General features: G+C 69.6%; 25 protein-coding genes. 14 read left to right on the top strand and 11 right to left on the bottom strand.

The annotated features are described in order from the left end of the window. Positions 1-190: 190 nt before the first annotated feature. Positions 191-673, top strand: coding sequence for an Lrp/AsnC family transcriptional regulator (locus tag E3O49_RS05040; RefSeq protein ID WP_134365396.1), 483 nt, complete (start codon positions 191-193; stop codon positions 671-673). Positions 674-676: 3 nt separating this feature from the next. Then, positions 677-2,119 carry an aspartate aminotransferase family protein gene (locus E3O49_RS05035; protein WP_134365395.1) on the top strand — a complete coding sequence of 481 codons (1,443 nt, stop codon included), beginning with the start codon at positions 677-679 and terminating at the stop codon, positions 2,117-2,119. A gap of 48 nt (positions 2,120-2,167) precedes the next feature. Here E3O49_RS05035 and E3O49_RS05030 read toward each other — a convergent pair whose 3' ends face one another. Continuing rightward, positions 2,168-3,370 carry a DUF4192 domain-containing protein gene (locus E3O49_RS05030; RefSeq protein ID WP_134365394.1) on the bottom strand — a complete coding sequence of 401 codons (1,203 nt, stop codon included), beginning with the start codon at positions 3,368-3,370 and terminating at the stop codon, positions 2,168-2,170. A 181-nt stretch (positions 3,371-3,551) separates the two neighbouring features. Between E3O49_RS05030 and E3O49_RS05025 the strand changes: the two genes are divergently transcribed. The 4 genes from E3O49_RS05025 to E3O49_RS17020 all read left to right on the top strand — a co-directional run bounded on the left by E3O49_RS05025 (position 3,552) and on the right by E3O49_RS17020 (position 6,627). Continuing rightward, positions 3,552-4,733, top strand: coding sequence for a MarP family serine protease (locus E3O49_RS05025; protein ID WP_134365393.1), 1,182 nt, complete (start codon positions 3,552-3,554; stop codon positions 4,731-4,733). 183 nt (positions 4,734-4,916) lie between these two features. After that, positions 4,917-5,633, top strand: coding sequence for an RNase H family protein (locus E3O49_RS18905; protein ID WP_134402470.1), 717 nt, complete (start codon positions 4,917-4,919; stop codon positions 5,631-5,633). A gap of 110 nt (positions 5,634-5,743) precedes the next feature. After that, a complete protein-coding gene (locus tag E3O49_RS17025; RefSeq protein WP_244285251.1) occupies positions 5,744-6,274 on the top strand; it encodes a hypothetical protein in 531 nt (176 codons plus the stop codon). Beyond that, positions 6,211-6,627 carry a hypothetical protein gene (locus tag E3O49_RS17020; protein WP_338144972.1) on the top strand — a complete coding sequence of 139 codons (417 nt, stop codon included), beginning with the start codon at positions 6,211-6,213 and terminating at the stop codon, positions 6,625-6,627. The genes E3O49_RS17025 and E3O49_RS17020 overlap by 64 nt, the downstream gene beginning before the upstream one ends. On the opposite strand, the gene E3O49_RS05010 is transcribed toward E3O49_RS17020, so the two are convergent. After that, on the bottom strand, positions 6,599-6,889 hold the full coding sequence (locus E3O49_RS05010) for a hypothetical protein (RefSeq protein ID WP_134366924.1): 291 nt from the start codon (positions 6,887-6,889) through the stop codon (positions 6,599-6,601). The two genes, E3O49_RS17020 and E3O49_RS05010, sit on opposite strands and share 29 nt — an antisense overlap. Before the next feature lie 95 nt (positions 6,890-6,984). Here E3O49_RS05010 and E3O49_RS05005 point away from each other — a divergent pair, with 95 nt between their 5' ends. After that, positions 6,985-7,497, top strand: a complete 513-nt coding sequence (locus E3O49_RS05005) for a hypothetical protein (protein WP_174776174.1) — start codon at positions 6,985-6,987, stop codon at positions 7,495-7,497. Here E3O49_RS05005 and E3O49_RS05000 read toward each other — a convergent pair. The 6 genes from E3O49_RS05000 to E3O49_RS04975 all read right to left on the bottom strand — a co-directional run bounded on the left by E3O49_RS05000 (position 7,391) and on the right by E3O49_RS04975 (position 13,239). Then, entirely contained in the window at positions 7,391-8,344 is a 954-nt protein-coding gene (locus tag E3O49_RS05000; protein WP_134434695.1) for an AAA family ATPase, read from the bottom strand. The genes E3O49_RS05005 and E3O49_RS05000 overlap by 107 nt on opposite strands. Before the next feature lie 149 nt (positions 8,345-8,493). Beyond that, the gene (locus E3O49_RS04995) at positions 8,494-9,285 is read right to left on the bottom strand and encodes an amino acid ABC transporter ATP-binding protein (protein ID WP_134366921.1); all 792 of its coding nucleotides are present in this window, start codon (positions 9,283-9,285) and stop codon (positions 8,494-8,496) included. Then, complete coding sequence (locus E3O49_RS04990) at positions 9,282-10,259, bottom strand: amino acid ABC transporter permease (protein WP_241975808.1); 978 nt, start codon at positions 10,257-10,259, stop codon at positions 9,282-9,284. The genes E3O49_RS04995 and E3O49_RS04990 overlap by 4 nt, the downstream gene beginning before the upstream one ends. 3 nt (positions 10,260-10,262) lie before the next feature. Continuing rightward, the gene (locus E3O49_RS04985) at positions 10,263-11,195 is read right to left on the bottom strand and encodes an ABC transporter substrate-binding protein (RefSeq protein ID WP_134366919.1); all 933 of its coding nucleotides are present in this window, start codon (positions 11,193-11,195) and stop codon (positions 10,263-10,265) included. Between the two features lie 71 nt (positions 11,196-11,266). Then, positions 11,267-12,376, bottom strand: a complete 1,110-nt coding sequence (menC, locus tag E3O49_RS04980; RefSeq protein WP_134366918.1) for an o-succinylbenzoate synthase — start codon at positions 12,374-12,376, stop codon at positions 11,267-11,269. Further along, entirely contained in the window at positions 12,373-13,239 is an 867-nt protein-coding gene (locus E3O49_RS04975; protein ID WP_134366917.1) for a hypothetical protein, read from the bottom strand. The genes menC and E3O49_RS04975 overlap by 4 nt, the downstream gene beginning before the upstream one ends. A gap of 105 nt (positions 13,240-13,344) precedes the next feature. Here E3O49_RS04975 and E3O49_RS04970 point away from each other — a divergent pair, with 105 nt between their 5' ends. Then, positions 13,345-14,949, top strand: coding sequence for a PucR family transcriptional regulator (locus E3O49_RS04970; protein ID WP_241994564.1), 1,605 nt, complete (start codon positions 13,345-13,347; stop codon positions 14,947-14,949). 45 nt (positions 14,950-14,994) lie between these two features. Here E3O49_RS04970 and E3O49_RS04965 read toward each other — a convergent pair whose 3' ends face one another. Next, the gene (locus E3O49_RS04965; protein WP_134366915.1) at positions 14,995-16,455 is read right to left on the bottom strand and encodes a cryptochrome/photolyase family protein; all 1,461 of its coding nucleotides are present in this window, start codon (positions 16,453-16,455) and stop codon (positions 14,995-14,997) included. Positions 16,456-16,904: 449 nt separating this feature from the next. On the opposite strand from E3O49_RS04965, the gene E3O49_RS04960 reads away from it, so the two are divergent. Both E3O49_RS04960 and E3O49_RS04955 read left to right on the top strand, forming a co-directional pair. Then, complete coding sequence (locus E3O49_RS04960) at positions 16,905-17,807, top strand: oxygenase MpaB family protein (protein WP_134366914.1); 903 nt, start codon at positions 16,905-16,907, stop codon at positions 17,805-17,807. A gap of 127 nt (positions 17,808-17,934) precedes the next feature. Then, the gene (locus tag E3O49_RS04955) at positions 17,935-18,135 is read left to right on the top strand and encodes a hypothetical protein (RefSeq protein WP_134366913.1); all 201 of its coding nucleotides are present in this window, start codon (positions 17,935-17,937) and stop codon (positions 18,133-18,135) included. 203 nt (positions 18,136-18,338) lie between these two features. Here the strand turns inward: E3O49_RS04955 and E3O49_RS04950 are convergent, their stop codons facing one another. Beyond that, positions 18,339-19,625 carry a M18 family aminopeptidase gene (locus E3O49_RS04950; RefSeq protein ID WP_134366912.1) on the bottom strand — a complete coding sequence of 429 codons (1,287 nt, stop codon included), beginning with the start codon at positions 19,623-19,625 and terminating at the stop codon, positions 18,339-18,341. A 144-nt stretch (positions 19,626-19,769) separates the two neighbouring features. On the opposite strand from E3O49_RS04950, the gene E3O49_RS04945 reads away from it, so the two are divergent. Beyond that, positions 19,770-23,078 carry an HAD-IA family hydrolase gene (locus E3O49_RS04945; RefSeq protein ID WP_241994563.1) on the top strand — a complete coding sequence of 1,103 codons (3,309 nt, stop codon included), beginning with the start codon at positions 19,770-19,772 and terminating at the stop codon, positions 23,076-23,078. Positions 23,079-23,209: 131 nt separating this feature from the next. Further along, positions 23,210-23,671 (top strand): VOC family protein, encoded by a 462-nt coding sequence (locus E3O49_RS04940; protein ID WP_134402463.1) that lies wholly within the window; start codon positions 23,210-23,212, stop codon positions 23,669-23,671. Positions 23,672-23,703: 32 nt separating this feature from the next. Here E3O49_RS04940 and E3O49_RS18520 read toward each other — a convergent pair whose 3' ends face one another. Then, positions 23,704-23,829, bottom strand: a complete 126-nt coding sequence (locus E3O49_RS18520) for a hypothetical protein (RefSeq protein WP_256359912.1) — start codon at positions 23,827-23,829, stop codon at positions 23,704-23,706. 92 nt (positions 23,830-23,921) lie between these two features. Here E3O49_RS18520 and E3O49_RS04935 point away from each other — a divergent pair, with 92 nt between their 5' ends. Continuing rightward, entirely contained in the window at positions 23,922-24,443 is a 522-nt protein-coding gene (locus tag E3O49_RS04935; protein ID WP_134451091.1) for a hypothetical protein, read from the top strand. Positions 24,444-24,520: 77 nt separating this feature from the next. Beyond that, positions 24,521-25,000 carry a PPOX class F420-dependent oxidoreductase gene (locus E3O49_RS04930; protein ID WP_134366909.1) on the top strand — a complete coding sequence of 160 codons (480 nt, stop codon included), beginning with the start codon at positions 24,521-24,523 and terminating at the stop codon, positions 24,998-25,000. The last annotated feature ends 99 nt before the right edge of the window (positions 25,001-25,099 follow it).

Genomic DNA, 25,099 nt, shown 5'->3' with positions numbered 1-25,099 from the left:
TTGAGTGCACCGGGCACCGGGTACCGGGTGCAAATCGCCGACGGCACCACGTCGACGGGTTTATCCTAACGGCGACCGACCGAAACCCAACCAGACGAAACCAGGCCTTTCTCATTCGATTCCGTCGCTTTCGAGCTGATTTTCTGCGGAATCGCTTGCCTGAGGGTGTTCTCGCTGTCATAATCGCTGAATGGCTCTAATCGGACGCAACGCTGCGGGCAAGACGGCACAACTGGACGATGTCTCGAAGAAGATCATCGAGCAGCTCCAGGCTGACGGCCGCCGATCGTATGCCGAAATCGGCAAGGCGGTCGGCCTGAGCGAAGCGGCCGTGCGCCAGCGCGTTCAGAAGCTGACGGATGCCGGGGTCATGCAGGTGGTCGCAGTCACCGACCCGATGCAGCTGGGCTTCTACCGCCAGGCCATGATCGGCATCCGTGCCACCGGGGACACCCGGGTTCTCGCCGAGCAGCTGTCCGCCATCCCGGCCGTCGACTATGTCGTGCTCACGGCCGGTTCGTTCGATCTTCTGGTCGAAGTCGTCTGCGAGGACGACGACGAACTCATCACCCTGCTCAACTCACAGATCCGCAGTCTCGATGGGGTTTCCTCCACCGAGACATTCGTTTATCTCAAACTCCACAAGCAGTTCTACAACTGGGGAACACGGTAAAAAATGACTATCACAGCACCCATCGCTCAGACCGACGAGACGGCGACACCTCGCGTCTACACGGATGCCGAGAACGCCACCCTGCAGCAGAAGGCGAAGGACCACCTCTGGATGCACTTCTCGCGCCAGTCGGTGCTCGAAGCCGGCCACGGCGTGCCGATCATCACCAAGGGCCAGGGTCACCACATCTGGGACTCCAACGGCAAGAAGTACATCGACGGATTGAGCGGCCTGTTCACCGTCCAGGCCGGCCACGGCCGCAAGCGCCTCGCGCAGGCGGCCGCGAAACAGGCGGAGGAACTCGCCTTCTTCCCGATCTGGTCCTACGCCCACCCGAGCGCGATCGAGCTGGCCGACCGACTGGCCTCCCACGCCCCCGGCGACCTGAACCGTGTGTTCTATTCCACCGGCGGCGGCGAGGCCGTCGAGACGGCCTTCAAGCTCGCGAAGTATTACTGGAAGCTGCAGGGCCGCCCGACCAAGCACAAGGTCATCTCGCGCAACGTGGCCTACCACGGCACACCGCAGGGCGCCCTGGCCATCACCGGCATCCCCGCGATGAAGGAGATGTTCGAACCGGTCACCCCGGGCGGGTTCCGGGTGCCGAACACGAACTTCTACCGGGCCGATGAGATGGGCTCCGGTCTGGGCGACGACCTGGAGAAGTTCGGCCTGTGGGCGGCCAACCGGATCGAAGAGATGATCCAGTTCGAGGGGCCGGAGACCGTGGCCGCAGTGTTCCTGGAACCCGTGCAGAACTCCGGCGGCTGCTTCCCGCCGCCCCCCGGCTACTTCAAGCGGGTACGCGAGATCTGCGACCAGTACGACGTGCTGCTGGTGGCCGACGAGGTCATCACGGCCTTCGGACGAATCGGCAACATGTTCGCGTCGACGACCTTCGGGATCGAACCGGACATGATCACCTGCGCCAAGGGAATGACCAGCGGATACTCGCCGATCGGCGCCACCATCATCAGCGACCGCATCTACGAGCCCTTCAAGCACGGCGACACGACTTTCTACCACGGCTACACCTTCGGCGGGCACCCGGTGTCCGCTGCGGTGGCCATGGCCAACCTCGACATCTTCGAGGAGGAGAAGCTCAACGAGAACGTGCGCGAGAACTCGCCGCTCTTCCGCGCCGAACTGGAGAAGTTGCTCGACCTGCCGATCGTCGGCGACGTGCGCGGTGAGGGTTACTTCTTCGGGATCGAGCTGGTCAAGGACAAGGTGACGAAGGAGACCTTCAACGACGCCGAGTCCGAGCGCCTGCTGCGCGGCTACCTGTCCAAGGCACTGTTCGAGGCCGGGCTCTACTGCCGCGCCGACGACCGCGGAGACCCCGTCGTGCAGCTCGCTCCCCCGCTCACCATCGGCCCGGCCGAGTTCAGCGAGATCGGCGATATCCTGCACGGCGTGCTCTCCGAGGCACCCAAGTACCTCTAGGCAAGCACCCGACCGGGACGCCCTGACTTCACGGCCAGGGCGTCCCGGTCATTTTTCTGAGGTCTCGTCCGGCGGCACGGCGAACGCCCAGTCCGGCAGGTGTCCGCTCGACACCACCGTGTCGAGCAGCTCGGCCATGCCGTAACCGGGGTCGATGGAACGCGCCTGGTCGATGAAGATGCCGGCGACCGACCCGCGGCCCATCGCCCAGGAGAGCCACGCCAGCATGCAGAGCGGTGCCGGCCGGCACGCGCGAGGCGCCAGCGCGACGACAGCCTTCAGCAGCCGGACGGCCCGCTCGATTCGGCCGGGGTCCGGGCGTTCGTCCGTGAGACCGAGCATGTAGTCGCTGGTCTCCCGCGCGTCCGGCACATCGGGCACGTCGGATGCCGCGCATTCCTCGGCGACGAGGTCGTCGAGGCTGCGCCCGGTGGCGCGTTGCAGGGCCGCGTAGTGCAGATTCAGCGCGAAGGTTCGGCGCCCGACCGATTCCCCGAACGCGAATTGCAGCATCATCTGGTCCCGGCAGGCCGGTCCCTGCACGAGGAAGAGCAACGCGGCGGCTTCCTCCACGGCGAGGTTCTCCGAATCGAAGCCGAGCGCGGCCTCGGCGGTGGCGACCGGGTCGATGATGTCGCCGGCCAGGTCGAGCAGTTCCGGCACGGTCTGCGCGGAGCTCCCGAGCCGCTGGTACCTGGCCAGCCTGCGGCCGACCCGAGCCTTCCGCGCCGGGTCGACCCGCGGCAGGTCGGCCCGGCTTCGCAGGGTGGCGAGGTCGAGGCGCGCCTCGGCGGGAATGGACCGGTTGACCTCGGACGCCGCGATGGCGCTCAACGGATGCCCGCCGGCCGGGCAGTCGGGGTCGAGGTAGGACCCCCATCCATCGGGTGCCACGCAGAGCGAGTCCCGAACCAGGAACCCGCACAGGCGTGCGCGTGCAGAGAGGACCTCCGCGAATCGTTCCTGGGGCAGGCCGGTCACGCTCGCGATGGGCTCATCGCTGTAGACGACCGGGACGACCGCATCCACCCCGGGGATCTTGCAGAGCGTGCCGATGAGCGACGAGACGACTCGTCCCAGCACGGAACGGGAGGAGTCGGGTTCAGGAAGGTTGAAGCGCATCGCTCCGCAGGTTCGGTTGCCGCGGAAGGCGACGAGCACCAGGCTGTTCTCGGGCAGGAACCCGGCCAGCTGAGGCACGAGCGCGAGGAAGTCGTGGGCTTCCCTGGTCTTGACGATTGTCCGATTCATGGGACAACCCTTGCCCTGGCCGGCGGCACGGCACGGCGCCGCCCGGGACCGGTGAAGAACTCCGGGCTCCGCCGCCTGTGGAGGCTTCCTTCAGCAAACCCGACCGCCGACGACGTACGCTGTGATGACAGATGCGGCCGGTGGGGGAAGCAGCACACCGACTAGCGAACGAGGTCCACGGATGCCGATCACCACCATCCTCGACCTCACCCTCCTGCTCGTGCTCGTCGGCTACCTCGTCTCCGGTTTTCGCAGCGGTCTGATCGGCAGCCTGAGCGGCATCGCCGGCCTCGTCGGCGGCGCCGTCGCCGCCTACTTCTTCGTTCCGCTGGTGGGTTCCTGGGTCCCCGCCGCCGAGTGGCGCACGGCGGCCACGCTCGCGACCGCGGCCCTGCTCCTGTTCGGCGGGCTCTCCCTGGGGGGAGCGATCGGCCGGGCGCTCCGCCCGCGCCGCGCCCGCGCCAGGCTCCACGCCGTCGACCGCGTCTTCGGCGCCGGAGCCGCTCTCACGGTCTCCGCCCTGGTCGCCTCCATGATCGCCTTCAGCATCGGCTCCCTCGGGGTGCCCGTGCTGTCCCCGGCGATCGCCTCCTCGAGCGTGATCCGCACGATCGACTCCCTCACGCCCGACCAGGTCAGGACGCTGCTCACCCAGCTGCGCTCCGTCGTCGTGACCGAGGGCATCCCCCGGGTGATCGAGGCCTTCAACGGCCCGGCCCCCACGCTCCCCAGCATGGGAACGGACAGCGACGCGCTGCTCGCGGCACAGGCATCCGTGGTGAAGATCACCGGCACCGCCTACGCCTGCGGGCAAAACCAGTCGGGCAGCGGTTTCGTGATCGCCCCCGACCGTGTCCTGACCAACGCCCACGTCGTCGCCGGCGTGGCCGAACCCGTCGTCGAGACCCCCGACGGCAACGCCAGGCCGGGTCAGGTCGTCTACTTCGACCCGAGCGTCGACCTCGCCGTGATCGCCGTCTCCGGCCTGGACGCTCCTCCGCTGCCGCTCGGCGACAACCTCGCGCCGGGCAGCCCGGCCGTCAGCGACGGCTATCCCTTCGGCGGCCCGTTCGAGTCCGGGCCCGCGGAGGTGGTCGCGGTCGCGCCCGCCCTGGTGGCCGACATCTACGGCCAGGACCCCTCCCAACGGCAGATCTACACGCTGGCCGCCGATGTGCAGCACGGCGAATCGGGCGGCCCCCTGCTGAGCGAGGCCGGTCTCGTCTCCGGTGTCATCTTCGCGAAGTCGACGGTGACCGCCAACCTCGGCTACGCCCTCGCCATGGAAGAGGTCGACCCCGTGGTGGAGCAGGCCGCGGCGCTGCGTGCGCCCGTGTCCTCCGGAGCCTGCATCAGCGAATAGCAGCCCCGCGTCACGATGGCCGCCCGCACCCGTGGTCGGGCCTCGTGGCGCAGGTTAGCGACGCCGGCGGAGCTTGTAGCCTGCGCCGGCGGCCCTAACCTGAGCCGCGAGGCTGGGCTGGGCCCCTCGTCACGATGGCAGACTAGACGGGTCCCGCAGAAGCCGGCACCACGAAAGGCCCGTATGACTATCATCGCCGCCGCAGACGGCTCCGCTCTCGGCAACCCCGGCCCCGCCGGCTGGGCCTGGTTCGTCGACGATTCCTGCTGGGCCGCCGGCGGGTGGAAGCACGCCACCAACAACCAGGGCGAGCTCAAGGCCGTGCTCGAGCTGTTCCGGGCCACCGCGCACCTGGACGACGACCTGCTCGTGCTCTGCGACAGCCAGTACGTGATCAATTCCATCACCAAGTGGATGCGCGGCTGGAAGGCGAAGGGCTGGCGCAAGGCGGACGGCAAGCCGGTGATGAACCTCGACCTGCTGCAGGAACTCGATGAGGCCCTGAAGGGGCGCAAATACCGGTTCGAGTGGGTCAAGGGGCACGCGAACCATCCCCTCAACGAGGCCGCGGACACCCGCGCCCGCGCCGTGTCAGAGGCATTCCAACGCAGTGCTCCGATCAACCCCGGCCCCGGCTGGGTGCGGGCGGGCGACGCCCCGCCGCCGCGACGGCCGGCCCTGACCGCACCGGCCACGAAGCCGGCTGCCGTGACCGCTCTGCCGGCCGCGCGGAAGCCGCCGGCCGGGCCGGCGCATCCGGAGCTCTTCGCGTTCGACGACGAGCCGGCCGGCTCGCACACAGTGTCGCTGGAGCTCTCTCCGGAGGCGCACGCCCGCCTGACCCGGCGCGCAGCCACGCTCGGCGTCAGCGTCGAGGAGCTGCTGCGCGGTCTGATCTGACCGATGAATCGGCCACCGCGCCCGCAGCGCCGTTCACGGCCCTGTGCTGGTCACGGCCCTGTGCTGGTCACGGCCCTGTGCTGGTCATGACCGTGTGCTAGTCATGACCCATGACACGTTTCCTCGGAGTGGATCTGGCCTGGGGTGAGGGCAGCGCCACGAAACAGGCCAACGAATCCGGCCTCGCCTGCGTCGACGAGAACGGGCGCGTGCTCGACGCCGGCTGGGCCCGCGGCACGGATGCCGTGGTGCGGTGGATCGAACGGATGTGGGAACCGGGGGCCGTCCTCGCCATCGACGCGCCCCTCGTGGTCGACAACCCCTCCGGCATGCGACTCTGCGAGCGGGAGACCGGCAGCCGCTACGGTCGCTGGCACGTCGCCGCGAACGCCTCCAACCTGGGTCTCCCCTGGCTCGCCGGGGTCGCGGTGCGGCGCCGGCTCGAGGCCGCGGGCTGGACCTACACTGACGGCCTCTCCGCGGTGCCGCCGCGAGCTTCTTCGAGTGCTACCCGTACACGACCCTGGTCGGCGCGGAGGAGCTGGGCTACTCCGACAGGCGTCCCCGGTACAAACGCATGGGCACCTCGCTTCCGCTCGGGGAACGCCGCACCGAGCGGGCGATCGTCTGCGATGACCTGATCCAGCGGATGTGGGGGCTCACCGGCGCCACCCCGCCGCTCGATCTGGGCTCGCATCCCGTCTCCGACGCCCTGATCACGACGGCCTCGCCCCTGCTCGACACGGCCTACAAGCACCGCGAAGACCTGATCGACGCCCTGCTCTGCGCCTGGACGGCGTCACTCTGGTGGCGGGAGGGCACCCGGCGCTGCCAGGTTCTGGGTGCCCGGGACGCCGTCTCGGACGACGGGCACCGGCCCACCATCATCGCGCCGGCCCGCCCGGAACAGCGCCGCGAAGCCGTCGTCCTGTCGGCGGCGCCGTCACAGTCGACGCCGTGCGGCTCTAGCGCACCGGGTACCAGCGGGCCTTGACCCGCTCGGTCACCTGCCACGACAACGGCTCGGCTCTGGCCTGGGTCGCCGCGACGACCTGGCGGCCGACCCGCAGAGCCATGCCCGTATCATTCGCCGTGAACCTGACCGTCGCCCGCGCCGATCCGGCGACCACGGCCAGGTCGGAGGCCTCCACGGTCGTCAACTCGGCGGCCGCGGCCGCCATGCCGGGCAGAACGGAGTCCGGGGTGACGCCCGGGCGGAGCGCCCCGATGATCAGGGTGATGCGGAACGAAGGCATCCTGCCAGCGTAGGGTGCCCGCTCCCCCGGGTGGCCACCGGGCGCGAAGAGGGGTTCACTGTTCACTGGATTTATCTGAAGAATCGAGGCACATCATGATCTGGCGCCGATCACTCCTGGTGCTCCAGGCCTTCCTGGCCGTCACCTCGTTCGCGGGCGGACTGGCCCTGATCCTGGGGCCGGCCATCGGCGGGCTCGGCATCACGCCCCCGCCGGAGTACCTGGCCGGCACCCCCTTCGACTCATATCTGGTGCCCGGCCTGATCCTGTTCCTGGTGGTCGGCGGCACCCACCTCGCCGCGTTCCTGCTGTTGTGGCGCCGCAACGGCCGGGCGGCGGCGGCAGCGGCCGCGGCGGCCGGGTTCGGCCTGCTGATCTGGGTGTTCGTGCAGATGGTGATCATCCCGTTCAGTGTCCTGCAGGCCGTCTATTTCGGCTTCGGCCTGCTCGAACTGGTGCTGGTGCTGCTCTCGCTCGACGTGGTCAACGCGCCGGATGCGCTCAACCCGAGGTCCGAGCAGCAGCCGACCCTTCCTCGGCCGGGAACCGCACCTCGACCTTCGCCCGGTCCGCCAGCTCGTCGCTGGCCAGATGACCTAACCCGATGATCACGACGCTGGGCGCATGCCCGAGCTGGTCCAGGACCGACCCGATGTCCAGCCCGGCGTACGGGTCGTCGACATCGAGCACCTCGGGACGCACCCCGAACACCGCGTCGGCTTCCTCGATCAGCAGGACGGCCCCGCGGTGCTCCGCCTGTTCGAACAGCCGGGTCAGCTTCTCCTCGGTCTCGGCCAGGGTGGCCCCGACGATGTCCGTGACGGGAACGGTCACCAGCGGCTTGCCCAGTTCCCGGGCGACGGATGCGGCGGCCTCGGCCTTCCCCGCGGCGTCCGCTCCCGTGAGCACCGCGATGGCTCCCGCGCCGGCCAGCTTCACCACGTCGCGCACGGTTCCGACGACCGCGACCCGTTCGGACGCGTCCAGGGTGAAGGAGGCCATCACGGCGAAGGAGAGCCGGAGTGGCTCGGCAGCGGCCGCCCAGAGTGCGGTGAGAACCTCCGTGGTCAGCGGCGAGGGCGACAGCCAGACCTGCAGGACGTCGGCCGACCCCAGCGGCACGCTCAGCACGGGGTGGCGCTCGATGGCCGCCCGCGCCGTGCCGAATGCCCGGTGGCTGCCGGCATCCGTGTCGCCGTCGTCGCCGGGGTAGGCGCTGACCAGGTAGTGCAGCTCCGCGATCACGCGGCTGGGACCCCGCTGGGTTTCCTCTCGATAGGTGATCAGGCTGTCGTAGTAGAGGAACAGGTTGACGGACGGGCCGGACACGCCCGTGCGCGGTGCGTTGAGCGGGTACGCGGTGACCTCCAGCCCGATCGGCGGCGAGGAGAGCATCTGCAGGAGCGCGACCGTCGTCGAGGCGATGGCCTGGCCGTAGTTGGTGAGGGAGGACATAGTGGCTCCGGCTTCCGGCCGCGGGGGCCGCAGCCACTGTCACGGTACCCCGGGTCGCCGCGCAGGTCGAGGTGTCGCCGCGGCCAGGCCGGGCCGCGCCGCGCCGCGCCCCGATGGGCCGGTCGCCGCGCCGTCGCCGTCGCAGTCGCCTACATAACGCTGTCGAGGAACGCCTTGGTGCGCGCGCTCTGCGGGTTGTCCAGCACCACTTCTGGCGGTCCGGATTCCACCACGACACCGCCGTCCATGAAGACGACGACGTCGGCGGCGCCCCGGGCGAACCCGATCTCGTGCGTCACGACGACCATCGTCATCCCGTCGGACGCCAGGGTGCGCATCACGTCGAGAACATCGCCGACCAGCTCGGGGTCGAGGGCGCTCGTCGGCTCGTCGAACAGGAGCAGCTTGGGGTCCATCGCCAGCGCGCGCGCAATCGCGACGCGTTGCTGCTGGCCGCCGGACAACTGGGCGGGATAGGACTGGGCCAGATTGGCGAGGCCGACCCGGTCGAGGAGTTCCAGCCCGCGGTCCCTGGCCTTCTGCTTGTTGATGCGGCGCACCCCGATCGGAGCGGCCGTGATGTTCTCCAGGGCGGTCATGTGGGGGAACAGGTTGAAGCGCTGGAAGACCATCCCGATCCCACGGCGCTGACGGGCGACCTCCCGCGGGTTCATCTCGAAGATCCGGTCCCGGCGCTGGGCATAGCCGACGAGCTCACCGTTGACCGAGATCCGGCCGCCGTCGATGCGCTCCAGGTGGTTGATACAGCGAAGGAAGGTCGACTTGCCGGACCCGGACGGCCCGAGCAAGCACATCACCTGGCCGGGGTTAACGGCGAGGGAGATGCCCTTGAGCACCTCGACGCCGCCGTAGCTCTTGCGCACCTTGAGCGCGCTCAGCAACGGTTCGACGGGCGCTGAGGCGGGAGCTTCGATGGTCATGAGGCGTCCTGGCTTTCGGTCCGGCGAACGGTGATCGGGCGGCGTCCGAGCAGGGCGCGCACCCGCTGGAAGGGCGTGGGCGGCAGGGTGCGGGCCTTGCCGCGCCCGTAATACCGCTCCAGGTAGTACTGCGGGATCGACAGCACCGAGGTGAGGAAGAGGTACCAGCAGCTGACCACGAGCAGGAGCTCGACCTGGCGAAGGTTCTGCGACGAGATCTGGGTGGCGACCGTGTACAGCTCCAGCACCGCGATCACCGACAACAGCGAGGTGTTCTTCAGCATCGAGATCGTCTCGTTGCCCATCGGCGGGATGATCACCCGCATGGCCTGGGGCAGCACCACCTTGAACAGGGTGAACACCGGGCTCATTCCCACCGAGTACGCCGCCTCGTACTGGCCTTCGTCGACCGAGAGCATGCCCGAGCGCACGATCTCCGCCGAGTAGGCCGCCTGGTTCAGGGTCAGGGCGAGCAGCCCCGCCGTTAGCGCCGGAATCAGGGTGTTGGTCTCCATGGAGAAGATCGTGAAGTCCGTGAACGGGATGCCCACCGAGATCTGCGCGTAGAGCAGGCCGAGGTAGCCCCAGAAGACGATCTGGATCAGCAGCGGGGTGCCGCGGAACGCCCAGACGTACAGCCAGGCCAGCGTGTTCATCACCGGATTGTTCGAGAGCCGCATCACGGCCAGGAGCACCCCTAGAACCGTGGACACCAGCATCGCGACGACCGTGAGGACCACGGTCAGCACGACGCCGCTTAGGATCCGCGGGTTGAAGATGAACTCGGTGATGGTGGGGTGGTTGATGTTCTCGTTCTGCCAGAGGGAGATCCCGAGGCTGACGAAGCCGATCAGCAGGAAGACGGCGAGGAACCAGCGCCACGGATGCCGCAGCGGAACCGCGACGATGTCGTCAGGATCGATCTGGGTGGCCGGCCCGGCCCCGACCGGGGTCGCCAGTGTCGCGTGCGCCAACGCTCAGGACCCGAGGTTGATTCCGGCCGCGTCAACGGCAAAGTCGCTCATGTCGTACTTGCCCAAAATCTTGGCGTACGACCCGTCCGCGATCACCGAATCCAGCGCGAGCATGAGCGCCTTGCTCAGCGCGGCATCCTTCTTCAGCACGCCGATGCCGGTGTACACCGGGTCGTAGCCGGCCGGGTTGGCCGGGTCGCGCACGACCTCGAAGAACTTCCCGTCGCCCGCGGTCTGCGCGGCGTAGGAGGCCACGGCGGAGTCCACCACGTCCGCGACGGCCTTGCCCGCCCGCACGGCGGTCTGCACGTCGGTCTCGAGCGGCAGTTCGGAGAGTTTCATCGGGCCGGGGCCGGCATCCGTGCACTGCTTGTCGTAGCCGCGGAGGATCTCGGCCTGCACGGTGGCTTTCTGCACCGCGACTTCCTGGCCGCACAGGTCCAGAACGGTCGCGATCTTGTTGGGGTTGCCGGCCGGAACGAGGATGGAGAAGCCGGCGTGGAGGTAGTCGACAAAGTCGACGGTCACCTGGCGCTCGGGGGTGTCGTTCATCCCCGACATGATCACGTCGTGCTTGCCGGACTGCAGGGACGGAATGATGCTGTCGAAGGCCTGAGTCTGCAGTTCCATCGTGACGCCGAGTTTCGCGCCGATGGCCTGTGCCAGGTCGTAGTCGAAACCGGTCAGTTTCTGGTTCTCGTCGAACATCTCCATCGGCGGGAACGGGATGTCGGAGGCGACCTTGATGATGCCGGCGTCCTTGTACTTCGCGGGCAGGGCTGCGGCGGCCGTCGCATCCACGTCGGCGGTCGACGGCGCCTTCTCGGTGGACGGCGCCGCGTCGGCGGTGGCGCAGGCGGAGAGCGCCAGCGTCGCCGCGATCCCGATCGATGCCACCATCAGCCACGACGGACCGGTGCGTTTTTCAGTGTTCATTCGTGCTCTCCAGACTGGGGTGTTGCTCGGGCTGGCCGGGACCGGGTGCGTCCAGGATGTTCGGGGGGGGGTTAGAAGGCGATGTCCACCGTGGAGGTGGTGAGGTCGGCCAGCACATCGGGCAGCACCTCGACGCCGATGCCGGGACCCGTGGGCACGCGCAAGTGACCATCCTCCAGCACGAAGGGGGCGGTGAGGTCCTGCGCATAGTAACGATTCGATGCGGAGGTGTCCCCCGGCAGCACGAAGTTCGGCAGTCCGGCGAGCGCGACGTTCGCGGCCCGGCCGATGCCGGTCTCCAGCATCCCCCCGCACCAGACCGGAACCCCGTGCGCCGCGGCGACATCGTGGATGCGGCGGGCCTCGAGGTAGCCGCCGACCCGCGCGGGCTTGACGTTGATGATGCTGCAGGCGCCGAGAGTGATCGCCGCGGCGGCGTCTCGGGCGGACTCGATGGACTCGTCGAGGCAGATCGGGGTCTTGATCAGTTTCGCCAGGGCCGCGTGCCCCAGGATGTCGTCTTCGGCCATGGGCTGCTCCATCAGGAGCAGGTCGAAGGGATCGAGTCGGGCGAGGTGACGGGCATCCGCGAGCGTGTACGCGGTGTTGGCGTCCACCTGCAGCAGGATGTCGTTGCCGAAGCGTTCCCGCACGGCGCGGACCGGGACGAGGTCCCAGCCGGGTTCGATCTTCAGCTTGATCCGCAGGTAGCCCTCGTCGAGGTAGCCGCCCACGGCTTCGAGGAGTTCCTCGATCGAGTCCATGATTCCCACGGAGACGCCGGCGGGCACGGTCTCGTGCACCGCACCCAGGTAACCGCCGAAGGACACCCCGGTTTCCTTGAGTTGGGCGTCGAGAATGGCCGTTTCGAGCACGGCCTTGGACATCGGATGCCCCTTCACCGGCGCCAGGGCCGTGGCGACGTGCTCGGCCGTCAAACGGTCGCCGAGCGCCTGGAGCCTCGGGATCAGGTGGTCACGCAGGACGAGGTCGCAGCCGTCGAGGAACTCGGAGCTGTACAGCGGGTCGGGTTCGGCGGCGCACTCGGCCCACCCCTCGGCGTCGGCGGTGCTCACCCGCACCAGCGTCGTCTCCCGTTCGGTGGCCGTTCCGAACGATGTCCGGAACGGGCTCACCAGGGGCAGGGTGACCCTGCGCAGTTCGATGTTCTCGATTCTCATTGCTGTCCTCCTGTTTCGAGCCGGTACCAGCCGCCTCGGGTGACTCCGACGGCCGAACGGCCCCGGCCGAATTCGGTGCTGAAGATGTCCCGCACGCTCGCCCGCCAGGCCGCTGCCTGCTCCGGATCGCGGCCGCGGAGGGCGACGATGTCGGTGGGCACGCGGCACCACAGTGAGCCGGCGCTCTCGGCGACGCTCGGCCGGCCGTCGGGCCCGATGCCGCGCACGTCGGCGGGGCCGAAGCCGGGCAGGACGGTGGCCAGGGGAACGCCCTCGCTGCAGGCGACGGATTCGCGGCTCGTCAAAGGCCAGACGGCGACCAGCCGGTCGCTCTGGTCGCCGGCGTTGATGTCGTCCTCCATCAGGCCGTAGAAGTTCTCGAGGTACTCGTCGGCGTGCGCCCCCAGCTTCGTGAGGTTGAACCGGGCATTACGGCTGACCAGGGGGTCGAAGGTCCAGGTCATGGTCTCGATCCCCCGGATCAGGGCCCAGGCCCGCTGGTGCTGCTTGAGGGCGAATCCGACACCGTTGTCGGCGAGGCCCGGCAGCACGCCCGCGATCAGGGAGTACATGGACGCGTTCCCCGGCGACACGATCGCCGCGGCCGCCCCGCAGAGCGTCCCGTTCTCGGAGTACGCGGCCGTGACGTTGCAGCCGGCGTGGCTGATGCTGCGCAGCAGATCCGTCGGGATCGGCGCTCCGTGCGGCGACGTTCCCCACACGGTGATCAGCAGGGCTTCCACGTCTCGGAGCCGATCCAGGTCAGACTCGTCGACGACGCGGATCCGGGCCGCTGCTGCCGCCCGGGCCGACGCGTCTCGCGCCTGGCGGACGAGCGGACTGACTTCGAGGCTGAGGGACATGGTCCAAGTGTGGTCAGAACCCGGCGCTCGATCCTCGTCGACCAGCACGAAGCTTAAGTGAATTCATTGTCGTGCAGCACAATAAGCCGCTACGGTTGCCGGGTGATGCAATCGAATCCGCCTGGACCGGGCATTGGCATTGGCGTCGCCGAACTGCTGCAGATTCTCGACGGCTCCGGCCTGCGCCTCGCCTCGCACCTGACCCGGATCCGCCTGCCCCTGACCAGTCCGACGCTGCACGACCCGCTCGGCACCGAGACCGGCCGGCGCAGCGGCATCCTCCTGGGCATCGGTCTGCACCCGGCCGCGCCGCAATCCGCGGAGGCCGTGCGGAACGCGGCCCGGCGGGGATTCGGCGCGGTCGTCGTGAAGTCGCTCGGGTTGAGCGTGGAGACCCTCGCGGCCGTCGCCGACGCCGAGGGAATCGCCCTGCTGGTCGTGGACGACGAGCTCGAGTGGCGCCAGGTGGACTCGCTCATGAATTCCGCCTTGACCACGGCGAGTGAGGCCGACAGCTCCCTCTCGGCCACCCCGGTCGGCGACCTGTTCGCGCTGGCCAACGCGATCGCCGCCCTGATCGGCGGTGCGACCGCGATCGAGGACCTCCAGACGCACATCCTCGCCTATTCGACCGTGCCGGGACAGGTGATCGACGACGATCGACGGGAGGGCATCCTCGGCCGGCAGGTGCCGGACCTGCCGGAGAACGCCGAGCAGTATGCGTCGGTGTTCCGGGCTCCGGGTGCGGTGCGGGTGCCCGGCCTGCCTCCGGGCCTGGACCGGCTGGCCGTGGCCGTCCGGGCCGGCGTTCAGCCGCTCGGCTCGATCTGGGTCGTCGACGCAGCCGCAGACCTCGACAGCGATGCCCTGCGTGCGCTCGAACGGGCCGCCGACATCGCCGCGCTGCACCTGCTGCGCGCCCGGAGCACCGCGGACCTGGCCCGCCAGCAGCGCGCCGAACTGCTGCGCCGGCTGCTCGAGGGCGGAGACGATTCCAGGCTCCTCGCCACCCAGCTGGGGCTGGACGCCGCCGGACCGTTCGTGGTGCTGGCGTTCCAGCCGGATCTGGCGGCAACCGGCGACGAGCTGCGGCTGTTGAGACTGATCGACCTGATCGCGATCCAGTGCGAGGCCCACCAGCACAACGCCGAATGCGTCGTGATCGGCGGCGAGGTCTACGCGCTGTTCAGCGGCGCGGCCGGGTCAGACCCGACGGGCGTCGAGGCCCTGGCGGCCCGGGTCGCGGACCGCTCGGCCACGGCATTCGGCATCACCGTGCGCGCATCCGTGGGGTCGGTGGTCTCGGCCCTGGCCGGCATCGCCCGGTCGCGGCACGACGCCGACCTGGTGCTGCTGCTCGTCGGGACTCTCCCGGGAGCCGGCTCCGTGGCGAGCGCCAGGGACGAGCGCAGCCGGCTGACGCTCCTCGAACTCGCGGAGATCTTCCGCCGCACCCCGCGGCTCGTTTCCGAGCAGGCGAATCGGGTGCTCGAGACGGATGCCCGCACGGGCACCGACTACGCCAAGACCCTGCGTACCTATCTGGACTGTTCGCGCGATTCGGCCGTCACGGCCGGCCGGCTGTCGGTGCATCAGAACACCCTCCGGTACCGCCTACGCCGGGCTCAGGAGCTGTTCGGGATCGACCTCGATGACGCGGACGACACCCTGACCCTGTGGCTCAGCCTGCGGGTGGCCGAATTCGACTGACCGTTTGCCCGAGCCTCACCACTCTGAGCCTCACCAGTCTTAGCCTCACCAGTCGGTGCGTTCGCGCTCCTGGGCGACGACCTCGTCCCGGTCGACGAGGCGGCGCAGACCGGCGAGCGGCTGCGCCATCCGGTGATTTCCGCGGATGCGCGGCTCCACCCGGTCGAGGAAGGCCCAGTACCCGGCGGTGAACGGGCACGCGTCCTCGCCCAGTCGCTTCTTCGGGTTGAACGTGCACGAGCCGCAATAGTCGCTCATCTTCGAAATGTACGCGCCACCGGAGGCATAGGGCTTGGTGGCGACGATTCCGCCGTCGGCGTGCTGGGACATCCCGACGACGTTCGCGGGCATCACCCACGGCGTGCCGTCGACGAAGGCGTTCGTGAACCAGTCGGTGAGTTCCGCCGGCCGGTACCCGCGTTGCAGCGCCCAGTTGCCGAGCACCATCAGGCGCTGAATGTGGTGGGCATGTCCCGTGCGGCGCACCTGGTCGAGCACGTGGCTCACGCACTTCGCCCGCACGCCCTGTCCGTCGAGTTCGAGGAACTCCCGCGGCACCGGCACCTGCGCATCCAGGAAATTACTGCGCCGCACGTAATCCTCGCCGAGGTGCCAGTAGAGGTGCCAGACCCAGTCCCGCCAGCCCATGATCTGCCGCACGACTGCCTCCACGCTCTGCAGCGGCGCTCCCCCGGTCTCGTAGGCCAGGACAACGGCGTCGATCACCTCGCGCGGATGCAGCAGCCCCAGATTCAGGGGAACGCTCAACCGCGAGTGGGCCATGGCGTCGTCGCCGAGCAGGGAGGCGTCCTCGAACGGTCCGAAGTCGCCCAGCCGCGTCTCGACGAAGTCGGCGAGCGCCGCCAGCGCCTCCGTGCGGGTCGCCGCGAACCGGCGTGGGCCGTCGTCCCCGATCAGACGGATGCGCCCCTCCGCCTGCCACCGGTCCAGGTCGGCGCGCACCTGTTCGTCGATGTCGTCCTCGACCGGGCGATACGGGTCGGGCAGGCCCAGGCTCACCGCGCCCTTCGGCGGCGGCTGACGGTTGTCGTGGTCAAAGTTGAACCGGCCGCCCTCCGGGTCGGGGCCGCGCATCAGCAGTCCCGTGTCGGTGCGCACCTGGCGGTAGAACTGGTCCATGATCAGCCGCGACGGCGGCCGCCCCGCCGCCCAGGCGGAGAAGTCCGCTTCGCTGGTGACGAAGCCGCGGCTGGGCAACACGTGCGCGCCGAGTTCCTGCACGAGGGCGCGGGAACCCCAGGAGGTGGGATTGATCACCTCGAGCTCACGACCGGTGAGAACGTCCCGGTAGTGATCGGCGCGGAGGTATTCCACCCGGTCGCCCAGCTCCCTGGCCCGGTGGCGCAGGGCGCTGAGGATCAGGTGCGCCTTGGCCCGGTGGTACGGGCGGCGCCCGAGCACCCCCACGGCCTCCACCATCACCAGCGGTCCGCCGTCATCGAAGTGGGGACCGAGCTGATCGGCAAACAGGAAGCGTGGCGGCATGGTGCTTCCGAGCCTAGATCACCCGGTCCCGCCCTGCCATGGTCGCCGAGCCCGCCCCGTGTTCCACCGGCCCCCGGTCCCGGTGCCGGTCCCGGTGCCGGTGCCGGTGCCCGTGCCCGTGCCCCAACGAATTCGACGGAGATTTTGCCCGAATCGGGATCAAACACCCGCAATCGCACTTTTTAGAGCCGTTTCTCCGTCGAATTGGTTCGCCGGGCATCCACTCCACCCTCGCTGCACGCGCCCTTGCCCGGCGGCCGGCGCTCACCTCAGTGCCCCAACGAATTCGACGGAGATTTTGCCCGAATGGAGCCCAAACCGCCTGAAACCCTGTTTTTGGATCAGAATCTCCGTCGAATTGGTTCGGCGCCGGACGCCGCGCCCGACCCTCGAGGAGCAGCGCCGAGCTTCGAAGCCGATGCCCAGCAACCACGGGTTAGCCTCTCTCCATGGGCAGGTTCGTAGACAGCTGGCGGTCACATCTCCTGGTGACATTTTCCGGGAACAGCGAGGGCCGGCCGAACTGGGTCGACAAGATCGAGCTCGGCGACGACGCGGGGTTCTTCGGCCCGGGCTCGGCCTCGTGGGCCGTTCACGGCGGGATGGCCACGATGGTCGCCGGCATCCGTGCACTGCTGATGCAGACCCTGCACCCGGGCGCCATGGCCGGCGTGCACGACTGGTCGCGCTATCAGGAGGACCCCCTCGGGCGTCTCGCCGGCACGATCCAGTGGCTGGTCACGGTGACCTTCGCCGACACCAAGCTGGCCGAGCTCGAATCGTCCCGGGTGGGGCGCTTCCATGACCGGGTGACGGGCACCTACCGCGACGCCCAGGGCATCGAACGCCCCTATGCGGCCGGCGACCCCGAGCTGCTGGCCTGGGTGCACATCGTCTTCACCGACGCCTTCCTGCAGTCCCACACGATCTGGGGTGACGCCATTCCGGGCGGCGCCGACGGCTACGTGCGCGAATGGGCGAAGGCGGGAGAACTGGTCGGCGTGCGAAACCCGCCGCTGTCGGCCGCCGAACTGAAGCAACAACTCGACGCGTTCAAGGATGCCGGCGTGCTCAAGAGCGACGAGCGCGTCGCCGAGGCGGTGCGTTTCATCCGCAACCCCCCGCTCCGGCCCGCGATGATGCCGTTCTACCGGGTCATGTTCGCCGGCGCGGTCGCGTCGATCCCCCGCGAATACCGTGACCTGCTCGGCCTCCGGCGGTCGATGCTGCCCGCGGTCTGGGCCACGGGCGCGGTGCTCGGCGCGGTGCGGTTCCTGCTCGGCCGCTCGTCGTCCTCGGAGGACGCGGCCCGGGCCCGGATCAAACGTCTCGCCGCCGCGAACCCCGCCTAGCCTCGGACCGGACGTCCGGATGCCGGGATGCCGGGATGCCGGGCCGTGCACACCGCCGGGCCTCGCACACTGCGGCGCGGAGGTACACCCCCTTGCCGCACGGACGTATTTGAGGAAATCTCTGAGAATGAGAGAAAACGACTGGGTCCTGAACGTCCACTGCCGGGAGTGCGGAATCGGTGGTACAGCCCACGTCGGGAACGACCGCCGCATTGTCTGGCCGCTCATCGTGCACGAGTCCAACTGCGAACTCGCCGACGCGCAGGATCTTGTGGAGTCGAGGCACGGCGAGTCGGTGTACGGCCGGCAGCCCGCTTTCGCACGCTGACCCCGGCGCCTTCGCGCACTGACCCCGTCGCAGAACACCGCCTCTTACCCCTGGTACCCCTCGCCGAACCGTGAGAAGACCTTGTTTCCGGAACGGAAACAGGGGCGCAACTCACGGTTCGGCGATGAAACGGGCGGCGATGAAACGGGCGGCGAGGAAACCGGCGACGAGGCAACGGGCGACGAGCGGCAGCCGAGTAACGGCTACCGGACGGGCGCGAAGAAGGCCGCGATGGCCGCGCTCAGCGCGAACGGGTCGTTCACGTGGCAGAGTTCGCGGGCCGAGTGCATCGACAGGAGCGGGATTCCGACGTCGACCGTGCGGATGCCGAGCCTCGTCGCCGTCAGCGGACCGATGGTCGAGCCGCACGGCACGTTGTTGTTCGACACGAACTCCTGATATTCCACGCCGGCCTGGGCACAGACACCTGCCCAGAGTGCCGCACCGCCGGCATCCGTCGCGTAACGCTGAGTCGCGTTGATCTTCAGCAACGGCCCCCCGCCCGCCACGGGCCGGTTGGCCGGGTCGTGCTTCTCCGGGTAGTTGGGGTGCACGGAGTGACCGGCGTCGGCCGATAGGCACCACGAACCGGCGTAAGCACGCAACCGCTCACTGACGGATGCCCCGAGCCCCGCCCCGATCCGGGTCAGGATGTCGTCGAGCAGCGGTGCGCTCGCGCCGGAGCGGGTCTGGGAACCGAGTTCCTCGTGGTCGAAGGCCGCGAACACCAGGATCTGATCACTGGGCTCCGGCGCGGCGAGCAGCGCCACCAGGCCGGCATGCACCGAGGACAGGTTGTCCATCCGGCCGGCGGCGAACAGTGCGTCGTCCAGGCCGAACCGGGCGGGGGCCGCCGTGTCGGCGGTGAGGATGTCGTACCCCGCGACCTCTTCCCCCCGCAGCCCGGCGAGTCCGGCAAGGTGCCCGACCAGGTCGGCCTGGCCGGCCTCCCCCACACCGAAGACCGGGGTCAGGTGTCGCTGCCGGTCGAGGGTGAGGCCCGTGTTGGCATCACGGTCGAGGTGGATGGCCAGCTGTGGGATGCGGCAGAACGGTCCGGTGCGCACCAGGTGCTCGGAGCCGTCGATGGTGGTCAGCCGGCCGGCGAGCTCGAGCTCGCGGTCGAGCCAGGAGTTGAGCAGTGGGCCGCCGTAGACCTCGACGCCGGCCTGCAGCCATCCGTGGGCCCCGATGGTCGGCTTCGGCTTGAGCTTGAACCCGGGCGAGTCGGTGTGGGCGCCCAGGATGCGGAACGGCGTCGTCGGGCCCGCGCCGGCCGGTTGCACCCAGGCGATGACCGCGCCGTCACGAACGACGTAGCGCCGTCCGGCCTCACCGGACCACTTCTCGGCTTCGTCGACACGGCTGAAGCCGGCGGAGTCCAGGCGTCGGGCGACCTCCGCGGCCGCGTGGTATGACGACGGGGAGGCGGTGATGAAGCGGGCGAAATCGTCGGTGTGGGTGGCGACGCTGGTTGGCGGGAAGGTCATGCATCCATCCAACCACTGGGGCGGGCGGGCCGGGCGCCCGGTCCCCGCCGCATCCCCTCCGTCAGGTGCGGAAAGTCCGGAAAGGTGCGATTCTCTCCACCGAAGCACCGAAGCACCGCAAGCACCCCGACCGTTGGGAGACCCGTGACTGAGAGCCCACCGCCCCGGGTGGCGTGCGCCGGGGTCATCTTCGACCTCGACGGGGTGGTCACCGACATGGCGTCGGTGCACGCGGCGGCCTGGAAGGCCCTCTTCGACGAGGTGCTGCCCGGCCTCTCCGCCACCCCCCAGCGCCCGTTCGACTCCGACGACTACCGGGGCTTCATCGACGGGCGCCTGCGGGAGGACGGCATCCGTTCCTTCCTGGCGTCCCGCGGCCTGACAGCGCCCGACGGGCCGGCGGCCGCAGCACGGCCCGCAGACCGGGCCGAAGCCGGGCTGACGGTGGCCGCCCTGGCCGAGCGCAAGCAGGAGCTGTTCCACGAGCTCCTCGAGGTCTCGGGGGTGCTCGCCTTCCCCGACGCGGTCACCCTGATCCGTCGGCTTCGCGCGGAGGGGATTCCGCGCGCACTGGTGTCCTCGAGCCGCAATGGCGCTGCCGTGCTCGCCGCCGCGGGAATCTCAGACCTGTTCGACGTGCGAGTCGACGGCGCCGACGCGGCCCGCCTGGGGCTGCCCGGAAAACCCGATCCTGCCCTCTTCGTGGAGGCCGCCCGCCGGTTGGGCGTGCCTCCGCCGCTGCTGGCCGTGATCGAGGATGCCGAGGCGGGCGTCCGGGCCGCGGCGCGCGGCGGCTTCGGACTGGTGATCGGCCTCGACCGCACGAACACGGGCGACCGGTTGCGGGACGCAGGCGCCGACCTCGTGGTCTCCGGGCTCGGCGACCTCGACCCGGCCGGGCTGGACCTGGCCGAGTTCAACGGCACGATCACCGAGCCACCAGGCCAGCCGGCCAACCCGGATGAACCGGCGGACCGGGCCGACCCGGCAGCCGACCCCACGCCCGACCCCACGACCGATCCCACCGGCGGCTGGGCCGGCGGCGAGTCGGGGAGCGACCCCTGGCTGCTCCGATACGACGGCTTCGACCCCGCCACCGAGGGGCTCCGCGAAGCGCTCTGCACGCTCGGCAACGGCTACTGGGGCACCCGGGGAGCGGCACCCGAAACCGACGCGGATGACGTGCACTACCCCGGCACCTACCTTGCCGGCGTCTACAACCGGCTGCGCACCGATCTGGGCACCCACTGGGTCGAGGACGAGAGCGTGGTCAACGCCCCCAATTGGCTGCCGCTCTGGTTCCGGGTGGCCGACGACGACTGGTTCCGGCCGAGCAGCCCCCAGGTGCAGACCTACCGGCAGGAACTGGACCTGCGGCGCGGCCTGCTCACCCGGGTCGTGCGGTTCCGCGACGACGCCGGCCGCACCACCCGGGTCACCACCCGCCGTTTCGTCTCCCAGGCCGCCCCGCACGCCGCCGTGCTGGAGACGACGTTCGAGGCCGAGGACTGGTCCGGGCCGATCACCGTCAGGTCCGCCCTGGACGGCCGGATCGCGAACCGCAACGTGGCCGCAGACCGGCTCCTCGCGAGCCGCCACCTCATCCCCCGCACGAACGTGGCCATCGACGCGGACACCCTGCTGCTGGAGATGGAAACCACCCAGTCCGGCATCCACATCGCCATGGCGGCGCGCACCCGGGCCTTCGCGGGCGACGAAATCCTGGCCCCGGAACGCCGGGTGCAGACGGATGACGCGGGCTGGGTCGCGCAGGAATTCGAGCTGCAGCTGAGCCCGGGCCGGCCGGTCAGGGTGGAGAAGATCGTGTGCGTCAGCACCTCACGGGACCGGGCGATCGCCTCCCCGGCCCGGTCGGTGACGACCTGGCTTCGCCGGCTGACCGACCCGGCCGAGCTCCTCGCCGCGCACGAACGGGAGTGGGAGATCCTCTGGGACGAGTTCGCCGTGCAGCTGAAAACGGGCACGCGCCAGTCGCTCGCGCTCAATCTGAACACCTTCCACGTGCTGCAGACCCTGGCCGACGTCGACGCCGACCTGGACGCCAGCATCCCGGCCCGCGGCCTGCACGGCGAGGCGTACCGCGGACACATCTTCTGGGACGAGCTGTTCGTCTACCCGATCCTCACCCTGCGTCGGCCGGACCTCAGCCGGGTGCTGCTCGGCTACCGCTACCGCCGCCTGAACGAGGCGCGGGCCGCGGCCCGCGAAGCCGGTTTCGAGGGGGCGATGTTCCCGTGGCAGAGCGGGATCGACGGGCGGGAGGTGACCCCCACCGAATTCCTCAACGTGCGCACCGACGAGTGGATGCCCGACAACACCCGGCTGCAGCGGCATGTGGGCCTCGCCGTCGCGTACAGCGTCTGGCAGTACTACCAGTCCACCGGCGACACCGACTTCCTGATCCACCAGGGCGCCGAGCTTCTGCTCGAGGTGGCGCGGTTCTTCGCCAGCCTGGCCCGGTACGACGAGGCCGACGACCGCTACGACATCGTGGGCGTGATGGGGCCGGACGAATTCCATGACGGCTACCCGGACGCCCCCGGGGAGGGCCTCCGGAACAACGCGTACACCAATGTCATGGCGGCGTGGGTGCTGCTCCGGGCGGCGGAAACGGTTTCCCTGCTCGAACGAAGATACTGTCGCCCGCTCTGGAGCCGGCTGCGCCTGCGGCCGGAGGAGGTCAGGCGCTGGGAGCACATCAGCCCACGGTTGCGGGTCCCGTTCATGGCCGACGGGGTGCTCAGCCAGTTCGAGGGTTACGAGGCCCTGCCCGAGCTCGATTGGGCCGGCTACCGGGCCCGGTACGGTTCGATCGGCCGCCTGGACCTCATCCTCAATGCCGAAGGCGACAGCACCAACAACTACCGGGCATCGAAGCAGGCCGACGTTCTGATGCTGCTCTACCTGTTCTCCGCCGAGGAACTGCGCGAGCTGCTCGGCGGCATGGGCTACTCCCTGCCGCCCGAGGCCGTGGTGCGCACCGTCGACTTCTACGCCGCCCGCTCCACCCACGGGTCGACCCTGAGCAATGTCGTGCACTCCTGGCTGGAGGCCCGCCGCGACCGCGAACGGTCCTGGCAGTTCCTGAACCAGGCGCTCGACAGCGACCTCGCGGACATCCAGGGTGGCACCACGCACGAAGGCATCCACCTCGGGGCGATGGCCGGCTCGGTCGACATGGTGGTGCGCTGCTACACCGGGCTGGAGATCCGGGACAACATGCTCTGGCTGCACCCGGTGCTCCCGGCTGAACTGACCTGGGTGGCGTTCGGCATCAACTACCGGGAGCAGCCGATCCGGCTGGAGCTGACGCCCACGAATCTGAGGCTGCACCTGCACGCCGGCGGCGCCACCCCGATCCGGGTGCGCGTCGAGGGCCGCGAAGCGATCCTCTCCCCCGGACAGACCCGCGACTTCCCGCTCGGACCCTAGCGGCCGACCCTGGTCCGAGGCTGCGGCGGATGCTGCGCGGGCCTTGCAGGCACCCGCACCCCGGCGTGTACTGGAGGGGACTTCACCTTCATACGTTCCGACTCCACCCATGGACGCCAAGAGAGGAAACCATGTCCACGATGATCTTCGTCAACCTGCCCGTCGCCGACCTGAAGCGGTCCACCGACTTCTTCAGCGCACTCGGCTATTCCTTCGACCCCCGGTTCACGGATGAGAACGCCGCCTGCCTGGTCATCGACCAGGACCACGTCTACGCGATGCTGCTCACCACGGAGATGATGAAGCGATTCACCCGCAAGTCGATCGTGAACGCACGCGAGGGCACCGAGGCCATCCTCGCCCTCAGCGCCGACAGCCGGGAGGCGGTCGACGCCCTCGCCGACAAGGCACTCACCTCCGGCGGCAGCGCCTCCAATCCCCCCGACGACCAGGGCTACATGTACAGTCGCAGCTTCCAGGACCCGGACGGGCACCTCTGGGAGGCGTTCTGGATGGACCTGGCGGGAATGGAGAATGCCGCCACGCAGCAGGCCGCAGACCAGGCCGCCGGCGTCTCCGACGTGCAGCGGTAGCCCGGTCTGGTCTGCCGGTCTGCCGGTCTGCCTCACACCTCTGTCTGCAGGGCCGCCCGCGCGAACGCGGCCCCGCCGGGCGTGATGGCCCACCGCAGGTAATCGTCGCTGCGGTCGATCACGCCCAACTGGTGGAGCAGCCGCCACTTCGTCAGCACGAGGGCGAACGCGGCAGCGCCGGAGAGCGGCTCCCCNCTCCCCGTCCGGTTGCACCCAGCCGACGGTTTCGAGGCTGAGGGCCAGCATCTCCTTGAACAGCTCGCTCTCGTCGAAGCCCCGCCGGGCGATCAGCAGCAGCAGCAGGTTGATCGCATCCGTCTCCACCGCGGAGCGGCTGACGTGGATGGTGCGGGCGAGATGCCACCACAGCTCACGCGGCGCCTCGGCGAGCGCCCGGCCCCGGCTGGTCTGCAGCAGGCTGCCCCGGGTCACCCGCAGCAGGCCGACCCTGACCAGGTGCTCGCGCAGTTCCCGCAGCGGCAGGATGTGCACCTCCCGGTTCACGGCCACCGGCCAGCCCCAGTCCAGCTCGGTGGTGGCCTCGACCACGATCGCGGGAGGGAGGAAGCCGGCCGCGGTCAAACGGATGCCGTCCGCGCCGACGCGGCGCAGCATCCACTGCACATGCCCCACCATCCGGCGCATCGCCCGCTCGTGCAGCAGAATCGTGTCGGTCACCCGGGCCTCCGCCACCACCAGCCGGAAGCCCGCGATGGAGTCGGGGTGCATGCGGGTTTCGAGTTCCTGGATGACCTTCACGCTGCGAGCATAGCGAGTCCCGATCGGGGGCCGGACGCACCCGGGCGAGACCGGTCCGGTCCGGCCCGACGCTGACGTAGCCTTGGACGCATGGCCAGAGACATCGCAACTTCCACCGTCGTCGACCGTGACGGCATGCTCGACTTCGTTCGCCCGCGGCACCGGATGCTGCTGGCCACCACCCGCGCCGACGGCCGCCCACAGATCTCGCCGGTCGCCGGCGGGGTGGACCCCGACGGCCGGATCGTGATCTCCTCGTACCCGTCCCGGGCCAAGACCCGCAACGCCGAGCGCAATGTGCACGCCTCCGTGCTGGTGCTCTCCGACGACTGGGACGGCGGCTGGATCCAGGTCGACGGCGACGCCGAGGTGCTGCACATGCCCGAGGCGGCCGACGGTCTCGTCGAGTACTTCCGCTGCATCGCCGGCGAGCACTCGGACTGGGCCGAGTACCGGGCCGCCATGGCCCTGCAGGACAAGTCGCTGATCCGCATCGTGCCTACCCGCTGGAGCCCGATCGGCACCGGCGGCTTCCCCGCCGACGTGGCCGCCCGGCTCGACGCGCTCTAGTCCCCCACCGGCCCGCCCGCAGCCCGCGCCTGCCCACACTCGCCCGCGCCCGACCTCCCGCCCCTGCCCGCGCCCGCGCCCGCGCCCGCCCGCAGCGTC

It is taken from the genome of Cryobacterium shii (assembly GCF_004402595.1).
Lineage (GTDB): Bacteria > Actinomycetota > Actinomycetes > Actinomycetales > Microbacteriaceae > Cryobacterium > Cryobacterium shii.
Note: the sequence above shows the minus strand (reverse complement) of the source record. Positions and strands in the feature narration are given on the sequence as shown.